Source organism: Bradyrhizobium sp. YR681, from assembly GCF_000282615.1.
Classification (GTDB): Bacteria; Pseudomonadota; Alphaproteobacteria; order Rhizobiales; family Xanthobacteraceae; genus Bradyrhizobium.
On record NZ_AKIY01000205.1, the window covers coordinates 83,751 to 99,755 of the forward strand.

Genomic DNA, 16,005 nt, shown 5'->3' on the forward strand with positions numbered 1-16,005 from the left:
AAACGCCCTCAAGGAGTGCTGGGAAATGCTGGGTTTCAACACAATGATCGGCCGCCTCGCGGTCGGTGCAGGCTTGCTGCTGGCGGCGAACGTCGCACAGGCCGCCGATAACTATCCGAGCAAGCCGGTCCACATCCTCGTGCCCTATGCGGCCGGCGGTGCGGTCGACGTGCTCGCGCGCACGCTGGGCCAGGCGCTGGCGAAGACCTGGGGCCAGCAGCCGGTGATCGACAACCGTCCCGGCGCCGGCGGCATCGTCGCCTCGCAGACGCTGGCGCAGGCCGCGCCCGACGGCTACACGCTGATCCTGGTCGCCAGCGGTCATCCGCTCAACCAGTTCATCTATCCGAGCGTGCCCTACGACACGTTCAAGGATTTCACCGCGATCACCGAAGTCGCCTCCTCGCCGCTCGCGATCGTGGTCGCCAAGGACAGTCCCTACAAGACGCTCGGCGACCTGCTGGCCGCCGCGAAGAAGGAGCCGGACAAGCTCTCCTACGGCATGTCCGGCAACGGCACCTCCGCGCATCTTGCCGGCGAGCTGCTCAAATACATGTCGGGCACCAAGATCGTCGCGATCCCCTACAAGGGCGGCGCACCGGCGCTGACCGCGGTGATCGCCGGCGACATTCCGCTCAGCATCAATCCGCTCGCGGAAGCCATCAGCCAGCTCGAAGGCGGTCCGGTGCGCGCGCTCGCGGTGACCTCGGCCGAGCGCTCCAAGGCCCTGCCTGATGTTCCGACCATCGCCGAGGCGGGCGTATCAGGCTACGACGTCTCGGTCTGGTGGGGCGTGCTTGGCCCGGCAAAAATGCCGCCGGAGATCGTGGCCAAGCTCGAGACCGACTTGAAGGCGGCGCTGCAGGACCCGAACGTGCTGTCGACACTCGGCAAGATCGGCGCAGCGCCGGTCGGCTCCTCCGCCAAGGACTTTGACGCCTACATGCGTGCCGAGGCGACCAAATGGGAGCCGGTGCTGAAAGCCGCCAACATCCGAGCACAGTGAGGCTCTTCATATGAGGACCTCGTCCGGGCGCATTGCGCGCGCAGCCCTCCTTGCGGCTGTAGTCATCAGTCTCATCGGCGCGCCCGCGCGCGCCGATGGCGAAGCAAAACTGCTGGCGCCGAGCGGCACCTTGCGCGTCGGCATCTATCCGGGCAGCCCGACCTCGATGGTGACAGATGCCGCCGGCACGCCGCACGGCCTCGCCTACGATCTCGGCGGCGAGCTGGCAAAACGGCTCGGCGTTGGCATCGACTATGTCAGGTTCCAGCGCGTCGCCGACATCGTCACCGCGATCCACGACGGCCAGGTCGATTTCACCGTGACCAACGCGACGCCGGCCCGCGCGGGCGAGGTCACGTTCACCCAGCCTGTGCTCGCGATCGAGCTAGGTTTTCTCGTCGCGGCGAATTCGCCGATCGGCAAGATCGAGGATATCGACAAGCCCGGCGTCAAGATCGGCGTCACCAAGGGCTCGACCTCAGAACGGACGCTGCCCGCAAAATTCAGGAACGCCACCATCGTTCCCGCCGAAAGCGTCAAGGTCGCCATCGCCATGTTCGGTCGTGGCGAGATCGACCTTTACGCGACCAACAAGCCGACGCTGTTCGAAATGTCCGACCAGATGCCGGGGGCAAGAATTCTCGACGGCAATTGGGGCGCCGAGCATATGGCCATCGCGATCCCCAAAGGACGCGAGGACGCCCTTCCCCTGCTCAACCGCTTCGTGGCGGAGGAGCAGTCATCCGGCGCGCTGGACACGATCCAGCAGCAGGCCGGCCTCCGCGGCGCGACCAAGGCGACGCGCGAATAGGTCTCAATTCGCCGCTGGCTCTGCGGTCCGCCAGACGATGTCCGGCGGATCGCGGAAGGCGAAGCGAACGAGATGCCGCTCGACAACGCCTTCGACCTGCACAAGCAGGTCCGCATTCTCGGCCTCCACTTTCAGCGTGAGCCTGTCGCCCGTAGCCTCCAGCCGGCACGTGCCCATCGAAAACGGGATCGTGCCCTGCTCCGGCGTGAAGTCCACCGCCAGCTTGTGCGCAAAATGCTTGCACAGCTGCTGGAGGTAGATGCTGGGCCGCTCGGTGGTGATCTCTGCCACGGAATGATTCATGATGGCCCTTTCAGGCGATTTGGTCCGATCCTCGGCTTGCCGGATCAGCCAGGCGGCTAGTATCTTTCCAGCAAGCTATTCGCAGCTGACGATGCCGTGAGAGACCGATGATGATGCCGCCGCCCGTTGACCCTACCATGCGCCCGGTTGAGCGGGCGGACGGGCAATTGCGGTGCCCTCACCGGAATTCGTCGCCGCACTGGTCGGCACGGCGCCGTAGGCCTGCCGCACGGACGCCTGCTTCGTGGTCTTGGCCGCAACGCCCGCCCTGGTCTGGCCACTCGCGGCGAAAGCCGCGGGCGCTGCGAGGATCGCCGCCGCGGTCAGCGTCAAGGTCAGATATCGCTTCAACATCGATCGTCTCCATTTTAGCAACAACCTTCCCGCTCGCGCGCTGGCCCACAGCGCGCGTCGGGTCGGTTTCACAAACCTGCCGGCCGGCAATCGCCGACCATTTATCTTACTAGAAAGATACATCCCAACTATCTTTCTGGCAAGACATCTGCGCATGAACTCTTCGTAAGGAGGCCCGTCCATGACCGAACCGCGCTATCCCGCGGACAAGCTCCTCGCCATCAAGAAGAAGCATTGGCCGGAATCCGTCACGCCTGTCGGCGAGATGATGGTGCGGGTCTATCGCCTCAACAGCCTGATGCGCGACAGCGTGGCCCAGCAGATCGCCGCGCACGATTTGTCGTTCATGGAGTTCGAGGTCCTGATCACGCTGCGCGGCGTTGCCCCGCCCTATGAGATGATCCCGACGGAGCTCTATCCGGCGATCCTGATTTCATCGGGCGGGCTGACCAAGGTGCTCAATTCCTTGCAGAAGCGCGGACTGATCACGCGAGCGGAGGACAGTGCCGACAAACGCAGCAAGCCGGTGCGGCTGACCGCCAAGGGACGAACCCTCGCCGAACGCGTGATGGCAGAGGTACTGGAGTCGGGCGAGAAAATGATTCTCGGCGGGCTCTCGGAGTCCGAAGTCGAACGCGCCACCCGGCTGCTGCACAAGCTGCTGGTGACACTCGAACCTGCGAATGACTAGCATTCGCCGACATTGCTGCGATGTGCGTCACCTCCGTTTGCTGCAAATCAACGCAACAACATGGACGAAGCGTCATTTGTCTTCGGAGCCGCGCTGGGCGACGAAAGCGTGAGATCGCCGGAGACCGAGAATGAGCAAATCCTTGTTGTTGACACTGCATCGCTGGATCACGCTGGTCTTCGCCCTCCCCCTGCTCGCGATCATCGTCACCGGACTGATCCTGTCCTTCGAGCCGCTGGTGCAGGTCAGTGGCATCGGCGGGCCGGCGCTCGACGCCGGGCGCGTCGTCGAGCTGGTGAAGCGATATGACCCGGATGGCAAGGCGCGCGGGCTTTCGATCAATGCCGGCAGCCAGCGCATGACGCTGCAAGGCGCGGCTGTCCCGGCGATCGACCTTGCAACCGGCGAACCCGCGGCCGCAGGCTCGGGCCTGTCCGATCTCTTTCGGTGGGCCCGTGTCACGCATGAACGGCTGCTCGGCCAGGCATGGCTGGTGACGAGCTCGACCATCGCCATGGTGGTGCTGATGGTGCTCGGCATTCTCATGGGACTGCCACGGCTGCGCAACACGCTCTCCGGGTGGCACAAGGGCACCGCGTGGTTCGCGCTGCCGCTGATCCTGCTGAGCCCGCTGACCGGCCTGTGCATGGCGTTCGGCCTGACCTTTCAGAGCGGCTCCGTTCCAGCCGGCGGCCGTCCCGTCGCCCTGCCCGACGCCGTTCGCATGGTCGCAGCCTCCCATGACCTCTCGCATGCGATCTCGATCGGCGTGCGCGGCGGTCGCGTGATGGCCCGAATCTACGAGGAGGGAGAACTGCGCGCCTACACGGTCAATTCCAGCGGAGTCACACCGCTGCCGCGCAACTGGCCGCGCTTGATCCACGAGGGCAACTGGTCGGCCCTGATCGCTTCGCCCCTCAATGTCGTGACGTCAATTGCACTGCTGACGCTGCTGTCCACCGGCCTGCTGATCTGGGCGCGGCGAAAGCTGCGCAAGCCGCGGCGTCACGCCGGCGGACAGGCCGCGGTGATCGGAGCGGCCTAGCGCCCGGCCGCGTTCAATTGCGTGCGCGCGCCCGCACCTTGTCCGGCGGCGTGACGCCCCGCAGGAAATCCGCGTCATCGTTGCCCGAAAGAATCAGGATCGCGCGCTCGCGCGGCAGCGCTTCGGGCATCTCGTCGCGGATGAAGGCGATGAGCTTCTCTCTCATCTCGCAGCGCAGATCCCAGGATTGCGGTGCGTTTCGCGCGCTGACCAGCGCACGCAGCTCGATCGTGCGCGAATCCGCGTCGATCACCTGGAGATTGACCACCGCGCCGTCCCACAATTGGGACTCCTTCACGGCCCCTTCGAGCCAGCGCCGGATCCGCGGCACGTCGGCGCGGTAATCGACATGGAGCGCGATGACCCCGATCAGCGATGCAGTGTCGCGGGTCCAGTTCTGGAACGGCTGTTCGATGAAGTAGGACAGCGGCACCACCATGCGGCGCCAGTCCCACAGCCGGATCACGACGTAGGTCGCGGCGATGTCCTCGACCCAGCCCCACTCGTTCTCGATGATCACGGCATCCTCGATCCGGATCGGCTGGGTGATCGCGATCTGCAAACCGGCGATCAGATTGCTGAGCAGCGGCCGTGCGGCGAGACCGACGATGATACCGGCGGCACCGGCGGAGGCGAACAGGCTGACGCCATACTGCCTGACCGAGTCGAACGTCATCAGCGCCGTTGAGACCGTGATGATGACGATGATGATGTCGGCGACGCGCTTGAACACACGCACTTGCGTGACGTGCTTGCGCGCGACGAAATTCTCGGTGACGTCGCGAAAATTCTGCAAATAGCGCGCCGCGCTCATGTCGACGACCCGGATCGAGATCCAGCCGATCAGCGCGATGAAGGCGACCACGAACAGGTTCGTCAGCGGCGTGCGGAACGCGTTGTCGAGCGGCGCGAGCGGCAGCACCAGCGCGACGGCGGCAAGACACAGCGCCAGCTGGGCCGGGCCGGACGTGCGCTCTATAAACACGCTCAGCAGCGGAAGCCGGGTTCCGAAGGCGCGGTTGAGCAGCCAGACCGCGAGGCGATAGAACGCCAGCGCAAGCAGAATCGCCCCCGCGACCAGGCTGAGCCCGACGAACCATGACGGTATCCATCCGAACATCTTGTCGATGTCGGCCATGACGGCCTGCCAATTCATTGAAGTCCCCGCATTTCCATTCGCGTCTCAACGCGCTGCGGCGGGCTTCGCTCCCCCGCTCGGTGCAATGCAGCATCCCTCTGGTGCAACCGTCGCCGAACTGCGCTATTCCTAGGCAGTCATGACTCGCCGTACCGGCAGCGCCGATCTTCCACTCCACACCGGCCGGGTTCCGCCCTGGCTCGCCACCCGCATGTCTTCGCTCGGGGCGATCGTCACGCAGGCGATCGTGCATCATTACGGCCGCGATGCGTTCCTCCAGCGCCTGTCGCATCCGTTCTGGTTCCAGTCGTTCGGCGCCGTGATGGGGATGGACTGGCATTCCTCGGGCATCACGACCTCCGTGATCGGCGCGCTCAAGCGCGGACTCGGCCCGCTCCAGGACGAGCTCGGCATCTATGTCTGCGGGGGCCGCGGCCAGCATTCGCGCAAGACGCCGGACGAGCTGTTGCAGCTCGGCGACCGCGTCGGCTTCGACGGCGCACGGCTCACGCGCGCCAGCCGGCTGGTGGCGAAGGTGGACAGCGCAGCCGTGCAGGACGGTTTTGATCTCTATCTCCACGGCTTCTTCGTCGCCGCCGACGCCAAATGGACGGTGGTGCAGCAGGGCATGAACGGCGACAAGCGGCAGGCCCGCCGCTATCACTGGCATTCGGAGTCGCTGACGAGTTTCGTCGATACGCCGCACAGCGCGATCGACGGCCCGCAGCAGGGCGAGATCGTCAATCTCACCGACCACCGCGCCGATGTCTCGCGCACCGCGCAGCTCGAGCTCCTGACCGATCTCGGTCCCGATCGCATTCTCACCGAATTCGAGCGGCTCACGGGGACTGCGCCGGAGCCGGCGCAGGGCATGCTGCCGCACCTCATCATGCCCGCGCATCACGATGTCAGGCCGAAGGACGTGTTCGCACGCCGCCTGCACGGCACGCTCGCGGCCGCCGCCGAGCGCGGCCCGGTCGACTTTCCGGAATTGCTGCTGACATCAGGCGTCGGCGCGCGCACCGTGCGCTCGCTGGCGATGGTCGCGGAGGTGGTGCACGGTGCGCCCTATCGCTTCAACGATCCCGCGCGGTTCTCGCTCGCCCATGGCGGCAAGGACCGGCATCCCTACCCCGTCCCGATCAAGGTCTACGATGAGACCATTCGCGTGCTGAAGGGCGCGATCCAGAGCGCAAAGCTCGGACGCGAGGAAGAGATGCAGGCGATCAGGCGCCTCGACGACCAGGCGCGGCGGCTGGAGCGCACTGCGAGCGGACCGTCTGTCGAGACCTACATCGCGGGAGAACGTGCCGTATCGCCGGAGCTTGATGGCCGCTCCGTCTTCGGCTGGGAGCGCGATCTCGCCTCAGGGAAATTGACGGGCTGACCATCCGAAGCAACGACCGGCAGCTTCGCAATCATGCGAATTCCCGGACGCTTGCGCCAGTGAATCTGCGAGGCATCGACCGCAAGACCAAGCCGCGGCCAGCGCGTGAACAAGGCCTGGAGCGCGCAAGTCGCCTCGATCCGCGCGAGCTGATGCCCGAGGCAGAAATGGATGCCTGTGCCGAAGGACAAATGGCGATTGGGCTTGCGTTCGAGGTCCATCCGCTCCGGCTGGTCATGCACGGCCGGATCCATGTTCGCCGCGGCCAGCATGACCATGACGCGATCGCCCTTCTTCAGCCGCACACCTTCCAGCTCGATGTCCCGCCGCACATGGCGCGGCTTTGAAAACTGCACCGGCGAGACGAAACGCAAGAACTCCTCGACGGCGAGCGAGGCGCGGCTCCAGTCCTGCTCCAGCCAGTCGCGCAAGCCGGGATTCCTGAGCAGCTCGAAGACCGAGCCGCTGATGAGATGCGTGGTGGTTTCGGAGCCCGCCGCGAGCAGCAGGAACACCATCGCCACCATCTCGTCCGGCCTGATCTGACCGCCCTCGCGCTCGACCTGGACCAGCTCCGCGATCAGTCCCTCGCCGCCCTGCTCCCGCGCGAGCTGCAGCTGCTGTTCGAGATAGTCGCGCATCTTGCGGAACGCGAACAGCAGCCGCAGGAAGCTGACCATATTCGTCAGCGACGACATCGCATTGGCCCATGCGATGAATTTCGGGCGGTCAGCCATCGGCAGGCCGAGAAGCTCCGAGATCACCGCCAGCGGCAGGATGCGCGCATAGCGCGCGACGAGATCGGCCGGGCTTCCATTCTCGAACAGTCTTGAGGCAAGGTCATCGGCGATGGCGCGAATGCGCGGCTCCATCGCCACGATCGCGCGGCGGCGAAAGGCCTCGTCCACGATGCTGCGCAGCCGCGTGTGATCAGGCTCGTCCATCGTCAGCATGTTGTTGGCGATGGTCGTGACGAGCTTCGGCATCCACCAGCGCAGGCCGGCGACTCCGCCGCCTTCCTTGCGCAGCGTGAAGGTGGTGCTGTCCTTCAGGACCTGCGCCGTGGCGGCGTGGGTCGTGGTGATCCAGACATCGCCGACCAGAGGAAATCTCGTCGCGACCACGGGGCCGGACGCGCGCAACGCGGCGATGGCCTTGGGCGGATCGCGAAAGAAAGCCTCGCTGGTGAAATCGAGGCGCGGTGTCATGGGATCACCGGAATGGTTGGTGGCGCCTCAACCAGATGGGATGCGGCGGGCGCCCTGCAAGAGCCGGAACTCGCGTTCCGTCTGCCGCCAAAGACCTACCCCCGCCCTGGCGAGCGCGGGCCGGTCTTGCGCTGCTGCTGGCTGGTATAGGCGTCCCAATGGCTCCAGCTGCCGTTGCTGAGGCTCTGCAAATCGGTGCCGAGCGGACGTCGCGTGCGCTTGTCGTGATCGGCGATGGCCCGCTCGGACTGCGCGATCTTGCGCTTGAGGTCCCCGATGGCCTTCTGGGTCTGGCCGGTCCGCTTGGACGAGGCGATTTCGCCCATGGTGAAGCGCGCCGTCTCCAGCGCCTTCAACTCGGCGCGGTTCTTCTTCAACTGGACCCGGTGCCAGGCGATGTTGCTGTCGCTGTCCGCAACCATGTGGGAACTCCGCTGATTCGCACCCACAGTGTATCGCGCGCGGAATCGGCGCCGCAACGCCCGCCAAGCGGCGAAAATACGGTCTTCTTGCGCGAAAACTCCGCGTCTAGCGCTCGGCAAAAGCCTTTTCGACCACGAACTGGGCCGGCTCGCCGTGGTTGCCCTCGACGAAGCCACGCTCGCCCAGGAGCACGCGGGTGTCCGCGACCAGCGCCGGGCTGCCGCAGATCATGACGCGGTCATGGGCGGCTTCCAGCCCCGGCAGGCCGATATCGGCGAACAGCTTGCCCGAAGTGATGAGGTCGGTGATGCGGCCGCGGTTGCGGAAGGGGTCGCGGGTCACCGTCGGATAGTAGATCAGCTGGTTCTGGATGTACTCGCCGAGCATCTCGTCCTTCGGCAGGTGCTCGGTGATCATCTCGCCATAGGCGAGCTCCTTGACGTGGCGACAGCCGTGAAGCAGCACGACCTTCTCGAACCGCTCATAGGTCTCGGGGTCCTTGATCACGCTCAGGAACGGCGCGAGACCCGTGCCGGTGCCGATGAGGTAGAGGTTGCGGCCGTCTTCCAGATTGTCGATCACAAGCGTGCCGGTGGCCTTGCGGCTGACGATGATCTCGTCGCCTTCCTTCAAATGCTGAAGCCGCGAGGTCAGCGGGCCGTCTGGCACCTTGATCGAGAAGAATTCCAGCGTGTCCTCGTAATTGGCGCTGGCGACGCTGTAGGCCCGCAGCAGCGGCTTCTCGCCGACCTTGAGCCCGATCATGGTGAATTCGCCGTTGCGGAAGCGGAAGGTCGGGCTGCGGGTGGTCTTGAAGGAGAACAGCGTGTCGGTCCAGTGGTGGACGCTCAAAACGCTTTCCTGATTGAAATTGCTCATCTCACCTTCCCTGTCGCTTCCAATGCGGTTCCGAGGCGGGCAGCTATGCGTCGTTTGTATACGATCATTCGTATACTAATGAATAATCCGGCTTGATCCCGCGGTCAAGGCTGCCCAAGATCGGAAGCGTTGCAGTTAAGGACAAGGACCCCCCTCCATGGCGCATGACGCACCCCAGGCCACCGGACCCTCGAAGCTCGTGATCCGCAATATCGGCCTGATCCTGTCCGGCGCGCTGGAAAAGCCGATCCTGGACGGCGACACCATCGTCGCCGAGAACGGCAAGATCACCGCGATCGGCCGCTTCAAGGACGTCAACACCGAGGGCGCGACCACCATCGTCGAGGCCAACGGCACCACCGTCGCCCCCGGCCTGATCGACAGCCACGTCCACCCCGTCGCGGGCGACTGGACGCCGCGGCAGAACCAGATCGGCTGGATCGACAGCAATCTGCATGGCGGCGTCACCACCATGATCTCCGCCGGCGAAGTGCACATGCCCGGCCGCCCGCGCGACGTCGTCGGCCTCAAGGCCATGGCGATCTTCGCCCAGCGCGCGTTCTGGAATCTGCGCCCCGGCGGCGTGAAGGTCCATGCTGGCGCGCCCGTGATCGAATGCGAGATGGTCGAGGAGGACTTCAAGGAATTGGCCGCGGCCGGCGTCAAGCTGCTCGGTGAAGTCGGCCTCGGCGGCGTCAAGGACGGCCCCACCGCGCGAAAGATGGTCGGCTGGGCCCGCAAATACGGCATCCAGAGCACCATCCACACCGGCGGTCCCTCGATCCCCGGCTCCGGCCTGATCGACAAGGACGTGGTGCTGGAGGCCGACACCGACGTGGTCGGCCACATCAACGGCGGCCACACCGCGCTCCCCGACGACCAGATCCGCTGTATCTGCGAGGGCTGCAAGCGCGGGCTCGAGATCGTTCACAACGGCAATGAGCGCTCGGCCCTGTTCACGCTGCGCATCGCGCGCGAGATGGGCGATCTGCACCGGGTGATCCTCGGCACCGACGCGCCGGCCGGCTCCGGCGTGCAGCCGCTCGGAATCCTGCGCATGGTCTCGATGCTGTCCTCGCTCGGCGATCTGCCGGCCGAGCTCGCCTTTTGTCTCGCCACCGGCAACACCGCGCGGATGCGGCAGCTCGACTGCGGCCTGATCGAGGTCGGCCGCTCCGCCGATTTCGTCATCATGGACAAGGCGCAGCACTCGCCCGGCAAGACCATTCTGGAGAGCGTCCAGCTCGGCGACCTCCCCGGCATCGGCATGACCATCATCGACGGCATCGTGCGCACCCAGCGCAGCCGCAATACGCCGCCCGCCGGCAAGGTGCCGGAAATCGTGGCGAAGTGACGCAGCCGGAGCGGCGCGCCGCGCCGCGTCGGCTCTCGATGGCATTGAACAAGTCGCCGGCCTGCTGCGTCTAACGCAGGCAGCCCTCGGCGGCGGCAGTTCATTGCTGGACCATCGAGGGAAACATGAAAAACTCATCGCGGGTCGGTGCCGGCGTTGCCGGCGCGGTCGTCGGCTATATCGCGATCTTCGTGCTGTTTTCGGTCTTCGATCTGGGCAACCGGGCAGATCCGATTACATCGGGCCTGGTGGCCCTGTTCGTCTACTCCCCCATGGGCGCGATCGCCGGTGCTGTGCTTGCCAGCTGGCTGGTGACGCGTTCAGGCAACGCGGGCGACAAGGATGCAGACAATGGAGGCGTCGCGCGCAACAGCCTGAAGTCGCTCGGCATCGTCGTCCTGCTCTGCGCCGGCGGTATCGGCATTTACATTGCCTACGCCTATGCGACCGCGACGCCCTGGCTCAACCGGAACGGCGCCACTCCCTTGCTGGTGTTCGAGGTCAGGTTTCCGGCCGGCGTCACGCTACCGACGTCAGCCCAAGGCATCGCCATCGAATTGCAGACCGACCTCAACACCATGCCGGGCGAAGTGACCCCCGCGGCCTTCTACCGCGACGGGGACCAGCCCGTCATCGCAGGCACGGTTGAACTCGCGTTTCGCACCTCGCACCGGCAGCTCGCCGTCACACTCCAGGGCCAGCCGAGCCGGATCTATCCGATCGATCTGACGTCACGGGCGCCGCATACGCCGGAGTTCGGAACGTGGCGGCGGCTCACGGACGGCAGCGAGATTCGTTATCGCGCGAAATGGCCGGGCAAGACGTAAGAGATCAGCGCTTTTTCGCGATCTCACACCGCACATAGGTCTGGCGCTTGCCCTGCCCGACCGGGCTGTTGTCCATCACCAGCCTGCCGTCCGCTGCGATGGACACCCGCGGATTGGAGCGATACTTCTCGCCCTCGCCTTCGCAGGCGAGCTTCATTTTCCAGCCGAGCTTTCCGTCGGCGGTGATCTCGCTGGCGCGGCACCGCGTCTCGTACCAATAGAGGCGATTGCCGCCCTCGATGCTCATGCGGTTGGCGCTGTCCTGATCGCGGCAATCCTTCTTGGTCGAGGCCCAGAAGCCCTCATAGGGCTGCGCCGCCCAAGCGGGAGCGCATTCGCTTGCCAGCGCGGCAGCAAGACTTAAGGCTAATGCAAACCGCGTCGTCGCTCTCATGACGAAAAACCTCGATAAACCCTCATCGAAGTTAGTCGCCAGTCCCCGCAGCTCGTTCAACTGCTGTAGGGTGGGCAAAGGCGCGACGCGCCGTGCCCACGATCTCTTGCTGATCGAGGAAATGGTGGGCACGCTTCGCTTTGCCCACCCTACGGCACCGGCTTCACCGCAGCTTGTTCAACAGCGCCATCAGCATTTCGCGCTCCCTGGCGTCGAGCGGCGCCAGCGTCTCGCGGGTGATGGCGAGCGCGTTCGGTGCGACCTTCTCCGCAAGCTGCTGGCCGGCGCGGGTCAGGCTGACGAGCAGCCGCCGGCCGTCTTCGGGGTCCTGGCTGGTCTCGGTCAGGCCACGCGCCGTCAGGCGGTCGATCACGCCCTTGATGGTCGCGACATCCATTGCCGTAAGACGCCCGAGCTGGTTCTGCGAGCACGGCCCGGTCTCGGCCAGCTTCGACAATGCCGCCCATTGCGTCGGCGTGATGTTGGTGCCGATGTCGCGGGAGAAGATCGAGCTGTGGCGCTGCCAGACCTGGCGCAGGATGAAGCCGACCTGCTCATCGAGCACGTAGGACGATTTGGACGGCTTGACGCTCTTCTTCGCCGCAACGCTTCTCGCCATCAGCCCCCGCCTCTCACAACGACAGATGCGCGTCGCGGATATCCGGACGCGCGTCGAGTTCGGCCATGGTGCCGCCGAAGCAGATGCGGCCGCGCTCGATGATATAGGCGCGATCGGAGATCAGCCGCGCAAAGTGCAGATTCTGTTCGGAGACGACGATGCTGACCCCCTCCTTCTTCATGGTCAGGATGGCATCGACCATCTGCTCCACGATCTTGGGCGACAGGCCCTCCGAGGGCTCGTCGAGCAGCACCAGCGACGGATTGCCCATCAGCGTCCGCGCGATGGTGAGCATCTGCTGCTCGCCGCCGCTCATGCGGCCGCCCGGGCGGTTCTTCATCTCGCCGAGATTTGGAAACAGCGTGAACAGTTTTTCGCGCGTCCAGTATGGCGCATTCGGCCGCTTCGGCTGGCGGCCGACCTCGAGATTCTCCTCCACCGTCAGATCGGTGAAGATACGCCGCTCCTCCGGAACGTAGCCGAGTCCCTCACGCACGATCTCATGGGTCGGCCGAACTGATACGTCCTTGCCCTCGAACATGATGCGGCCCGAGCGCTGCGCCACGAGGCCGACGATCGAACGGAACGTCGTCGACTTGCCGGCGCCGTTGCGGCCCAGCAGCGCCACCACCTCGCCCTCGCCGACCTCGAAGCCGATGTCGAACAGGATGTGGGCCGGGCCGTAATGGCTGTTGAGGTCCTGCACCGTGAGCTTCATGCGGAGGCTCCCTCGCGATGCTCGGCATCGTAGAGCAGGCCCTCGCCGAGATAGACCGCCTGCACCTGCGGATTGCTGCGCACCTCGGCCGGCGAGCCCTCGGCGATCAGCGTGCCGCGGTTGAGCACGATGATGCGGTCGGCATGCTCGAACACCACGTCCATGTCGTGCTCGGTGAAGAGCACGCCGATCGATTTTTCCCGCGCGATCTGCGCGGTCAGCCGCATCAGGTCGACCCGCTCGCGCGGCGCCATGCCGGCGGTCGGCTCGTCCATCAACAACAGTCGCGGCTGGTTGGCGAGCGCCACCGCCAGCTCGAGCCGCTTGAGGTCGCCATAGGCGAGCTCGCCGCAGGGGCGATCCGCATAGCCGCCCATGCCGACGAGTTCGAGCAACCGGCCGGCCTCGCCGCGGTCGAAGTTCGGCGCCGAGCCGAACAGATTGAACAGCTGCTTGCCATGCGAGATCAGCGCGACCTGCACGTTCTCGCGCACCGTCATGGTGGCGAAAGTTGCGGTGATCTGGAAGGTGCGCCCGACGCCCATCCGCCAGACCTCGCGCGGCTTCTTGCCGGTGATCTCCTCGCCGAGCAGGCGAACGTGACCGCTATCAGGCTTGTTCTGGCCGTTGAGCATGTCGAAGCAGGTGCTCTTGCCGGCGCCGTTCGGGCCGATCAGCGCCAAAATCTCGCCTGATCGCAGCGAGAACGAGACACCGCGCACGGCGTGGATGCCGCCGTAGGATTTGGTCAGGCCTTCGACCGCGAGAAGTGGGGGTGCGACGCTCATTCGGCGGACTCGATCGGCTTGGCAATGAGAGGCGATCCGGGCGGCGATGCCTTCCGGCGGCGCTGCGCCAGCATCTCCAGCATGCCGACGATGCCCTTGGGGAAGACCACGACGATCAGCACGATGAAGCCGCCGAGCACGAGCTTTGACAGGTCGGTCTGGCTGACCAGCCAGATGTTGAGCGCCTTGTAGACGATGGCGCCGATCACCGCGCCGGACACCGTCTCGACGCCGCCGAGCAGCACCATGACCAGCGCATCGACCGAGAGCGAGATGCCGAGATTGTCAGGGAAGACGCTGCCCTTCAGGTAGGCGAACAGCGCGCCGCCGATGCCGGCGGTCGTGCCCGCGATCACGAACGCCGTCCACTGGATGCGCTTGGCGTTGATGCCGACCGCCTCGCTGCGCAGCAGCGAATCGCGCGTGGCGCGGAGCGCGTAGCCGAACGGCGAGAACACCATGGCGCGCAGCGCAATGGTGACAAGCGCAGCGACGCCGAGCGCCAACCAATAGAAGTTTGACGGGCTCGCCGCCCATTTTTCCGGCCAGACGCCCAGAATGCCATTGTCGCCGCCGGTGACGCTCACCCACTGGAACGCGATCGACCAGACGATCTGCGCGAAGGCCAGCGTCAGCATCGCGAAATAGACGCCGGAGAGCTGCACCGCGAAGAACCCGAACACGGCCGCGCCCATGCAGCCGAGCAGCGGCCCGAGCAAGAGGCAGACGATCATCGGCAGCCCCGCCATCTTGGCGAGGAAGGCGATGCCGTAGGCGCCGAGGCCAAAATAGGCGGCGTGGCCGAAGGACGCGAGCCCGCCGACCGACATCAGGAAGTGCAGGCTGACCGCGAAGATCACGAAGATCGCGATTTCCGAGCCGACCGTCAGCGCGTAATTGCCGGCGAACAGCGGCAGCGTCGCCGCGACGACCAGCGCCGCCAGCGCGGCGAGCCGTTCGTTCGACGTCAGCGGACGCCAGGGATTGACGGTGAGACCCGGCGTCTTGCGCGCGGCCGCCTCCGGCTTGCCGAACAGGCCCCAGGGCCGCACGATCAGCACCACCGCCATCACCAGGAAAACCAGGATGATGGAGATCTTCGGGAAGATCAGGATGCCGAAGGCGTTGAGCTCGGAGACCAGCACAGCCGCGACGAAGGCGCCGACGATGCTGCCGAGCCCGCCGATCACCACCACGACGAAAACCTCGACGATGATGCGCAGGTCCATCGCGTGATGCACCGCATCGCGCGGGATCTGGAGCGCGCCGCCGAGGGCTGCGAGGAAGACGCCGACCGCGAACACCGACGTGAACAGCCATTTCTGGTTGACGCCGAGGGCTGCGACCATGTCGCGGTCCTGCGTCGCCGCGCGCACCAGCACGCCCCAGCGCGTGCGCTGGAACAGCAGCCAGAGAATGCCGAGCACGACGGGGCTGAGCACGATCAGGAACAGATCGTAGCTCGGGATGTTCTGCCCAAAGAAATCGATCGCGCCCCTGAAGCCCGGGGCGCGGCGGCCGACGAGATCGTCGGGGCCCCAGATCAGCACGACGAGGTCCTCGACCATCAAGGTCAGGCCGAAGGTCGCGAGCAGCTGGAACAGTTCGGGTGCATGATAGATGCGGCGAAGCAGCACCATCTCGACGAGGACACCGATCAGCGCCACCGCCAACGCGGCCAACACGATCGCCCCCCAGAAGCCGACCGCGCCGGAAAGCCGCTCCGTCAGCGTGAAGGCGATATAGGCGCCGATCATGTAGAAGGCGCCATGCGCGAAATTCACGATCCGCGTCACGCCGAAGATGATCGACAGGCCCGAGGCCACCAGGAACAGCGACGCTGCGCTGGCGAGACCGGTCAGAAACTGTACGACATAAAAGGCCATCGGCGGTCCGGGTTGGGTGTTGCGTCTCATCCCTCCCCGTGTGCGGGGAGAGAGAGCTTCGTAGGGTGGGTTAGCGCAGCGTAACCCACCACGTTTCGCGTGCGGCGCCGAAAGTGGTGGGTTACGCCCCGCAGATGCGCTTTGCGCATCCGCAGGGCTAACCCACCCTACGGC

At 65.5% G+C, this 16,005-nt stretch carries 18 protein-coding genes; 7 read left to right on the forward strand and 11 right to left on the reverse strand.

From position 1 onward, the window contains the following. Window positions 1–25: 25 nt before the first annotated feature. Window positions 26–1,006 carry a tripartite tricarboxylate transporter substrate binding protein gene (locus PMI42_RS19940; RefSeq protein ID WP_008137374.1) on the forward strand — a complete coding sequence of 327 codons (981 nt, stop codon included), beginning with the start codon at window positions 26–28 and terminating at the stop codon, window positions 1,004–1,006. A 10-nt stretch (window positions 1,007–1,016) separates the two neighbouring features. After that, a complete protein-coding gene (locus PMI42_RS19945) occupies window positions 1,017–1,817 on the forward strand; it encodes an ABC transporter substrate-binding protein (protein WP_008137375.1) in 801 nt (266 codons plus the stop codon). A gap of 3 nt (window positions 1,818–1,820) precedes the next feature. On the opposite strand, the gene PMI42_RS19950 is transcribed toward PMI42_RS19945, so the two are convergent. Together PMI42_RS19950 and PMI42_RS19955 are read right to left on the reverse strand one after the other, a co-directional pair. Next, window positions 1,821–2,120, reverse strand: coding sequence for a DUF2218 domain-containing protein (locus PMI42_RS19950; RefSeq protein ID WP_008137376.1), 300 nt, complete (start codon window positions 2,118–2,120; stop codon window positions 1,821–1,823). 132 nt (window positions 2,121–2,252) lie between these two features. Further along, window positions 2,253–2,474 (reverse strand): hypothetical protein, encoded by a 222-nt coding sequence (locus PMI42_RS19955; RefSeq protein ID WP_008137377.1) that lies wholly within the window; start codon window positions 2,472–2,474, stop codon window positions 2,253–2,255. Window positions 2,475–2,655: 181 nt separating this feature from the next. Here PMI42_RS19955 and PMI42_RS19960 point away from each other — a divergent pair, with 181 nt between their 5' ends. Next, complete coding sequence (locus tag PMI42_RS19960) at window positions 2,656–3,165, forward strand: MarR family winged helix-turn-helix transcriptional regulator (protein WP_008137378.1); 510 nt, start codon at window positions 2,656–2,658, stop codon at window positions 3,163–3,165. Between the two features lie 130 nt (window positions 3,166–3,295). Beyond that, window positions 3,296–4,210, forward strand: coding sequence for a PepSY domain-containing protein (locus tag PMI42_RS19965; RefSeq protein ID WP_008137379.1), 915 nt, complete (start codon window positions 3,296–3,298; stop codon window positions 4,208–4,210). 13 nt (window positions 4,211–4,223) lie between these two features. Here the strand turns inward: PMI42_RS19965 and PMI42_RS19970 are convergent, their stop codons facing one another. Continuing rightward, window positions 4,224–5,366, reverse strand: coding sequence for a mechanosensitive ion channel family protein (locus PMI42_RS19970; RefSeq protein ID WP_008137380.1), 1,143 nt, complete (start codon window positions 5,364–5,366; stop codon window positions 4,224–4,226). Between the two features lie 121 nt (window positions 5,367–5,487). Here PMI42_RS19970 and PMI42_RS19975 point away from each other — a divergent pair, with 121 nt between their 5' ends. Next, entirely contained in the window at window positions 5,488–6,735 is a 1,248-nt protein-coding gene (locus PMI42_RS19975; protein ID WP_008137382.1) for a DUF763 domain-containing protein, read from the forward strand. Here PMI42_RS19975 and PMI42_RS19980 read toward each other — a convergent pair. From PMI42_RS19980 to PMI42_RS19990, 3 genes are all read right to left on the reverse strand, one after another. Then, window positions 6,639–7,943 (reverse strand): cytochrome P450, encoded by a 1,305-nt coding sequence (locus PMI42_RS19980; RefSeq protein ID WP_008137383.1) that lies wholly within the window; start codon window positions 7,941–7,943, stop codon window positions 6,639–6,641. The two genes, PMI42_RS19975 and PMI42_RS19980, sit on opposite strands and share 97 nt — an antisense overlap. A gap of 95 nt (window positions 7,944–8,038) precedes the next feature. Then, entirely contained in the window at window positions 8,039–8,365 is a 327-nt protein-coding gene (locus PMI42_RS19985; RefSeq protein WP_008137384.1) for a hypothetical protein, read from the reverse strand. Window positions 8,366–8,471: 106 nt separating this feature from the next. Beyond that, a complete protein-coding gene (locus PMI42_RS19990; RefSeq protein WP_008137385.1) occupies window positions 8,472–9,245 on the reverse strand; it encodes a ferredoxin--NADP reductase in 774 nt (257 codons plus the stop codon). A 157-nt stretch (window positions 9,246–9,402) separates the two neighbouring features. Here PMI42_RS19990 and PMI42_RS19995 point away from each other — a divergent pair, with 157 nt between their 5' ends. Both PMI42_RS19995 and PMI42_RS20000 read left to right on the forward strand, forming a co-directional pair. Next, on the forward strand, window positions 9,403–10,599 hold the full coding sequence (locus PMI42_RS19995; RefSeq protein ID WP_008137386.1) for an amidohydrolase family protein: 1,197 nt from the start codon (window positions 9,403–9,405) through the stop codon (window positions 10,597–10,599). A 125-nt stretch (window positions 10,600–10,724) separates the two neighbouring features. Continuing rightward, entirely contained in the window at window positions 10,725–11,426 is a 702-nt protein-coding gene (locus PMI42_RS20000) for a hypothetical protein (RefSeq protein WP_008137387.1), read from the forward strand. Window positions 11,427–11,430: 4 nt separating this feature from the next. On the opposite strand, the gene PMI42_RS20005 is transcribed toward PMI42_RS20000, so the two are convergent. The 5 genes from PMI42_RS20005 to PMI42_RS20025 all read right to left on the reverse strand — a co-directional run bounded on the left by PMI42_RS20005 (window position 11,431) and on the right by PMI42_RS20025 (window position 15,831). Beyond that, window positions 11,431–11,820, reverse strand: coding sequence for a hypothetical protein (locus PMI42_RS20005; RefSeq protein ID WP_008137388.1), 390 nt, complete (start codon window positions 11,818–11,820; stop codon window positions 11,431–11,433). A gap of 163 nt (window positions 11,821–11,983) precedes the next feature. After that, entirely contained in the window at window positions 11,984–12,439 is a 456-nt protein-coding gene (locus tag PMI42_RS20010; RefSeq protein WP_008137389.1) for a MarR family winged helix-turn-helix transcriptional regulator, read from the reverse strand. Between the two features lie 13 nt (window positions 12,440–12,452). Next, entirely contained in the window at window positions 12,453–13,157 is a 705-nt protein-coding gene (locus PMI42_RS20015) for an ABC transporter ATP-binding protein (protein WP_008137390.1), read from the reverse strand. Next, window positions 13,154–13,945: an ABC transporter ATP-binding protein gene (locus PMI42_RS20020; protein WP_008137391.1), complete on the reverse strand. Its 792-nt coding sequence runs from the start codon at window positions 13,943–13,945 to the stop codon at window positions 13,154–13,156. Before PMI42_RS20020 ends, PMI42_RS20015 begins: the two co-directional genes overlap by 4 nt. Next, on the reverse strand, window positions 13,942–15,831 hold the full coding sequence (locus tag PMI42_RS20025; RefSeq protein ID WP_008137393.1) for an ABC transporter permease: 1,890 nt from the start codon (window positions 15,829–15,831) through the stop codon (window positions 13,942–13,944). The genes PMI42_RS20020 and PMI42_RS20025 overlap by 4 nt, the downstream gene beginning before the upstream one ends. Between the last annotated feature and the right edge of the window lie 174 nt (window positions 15,832–16,005).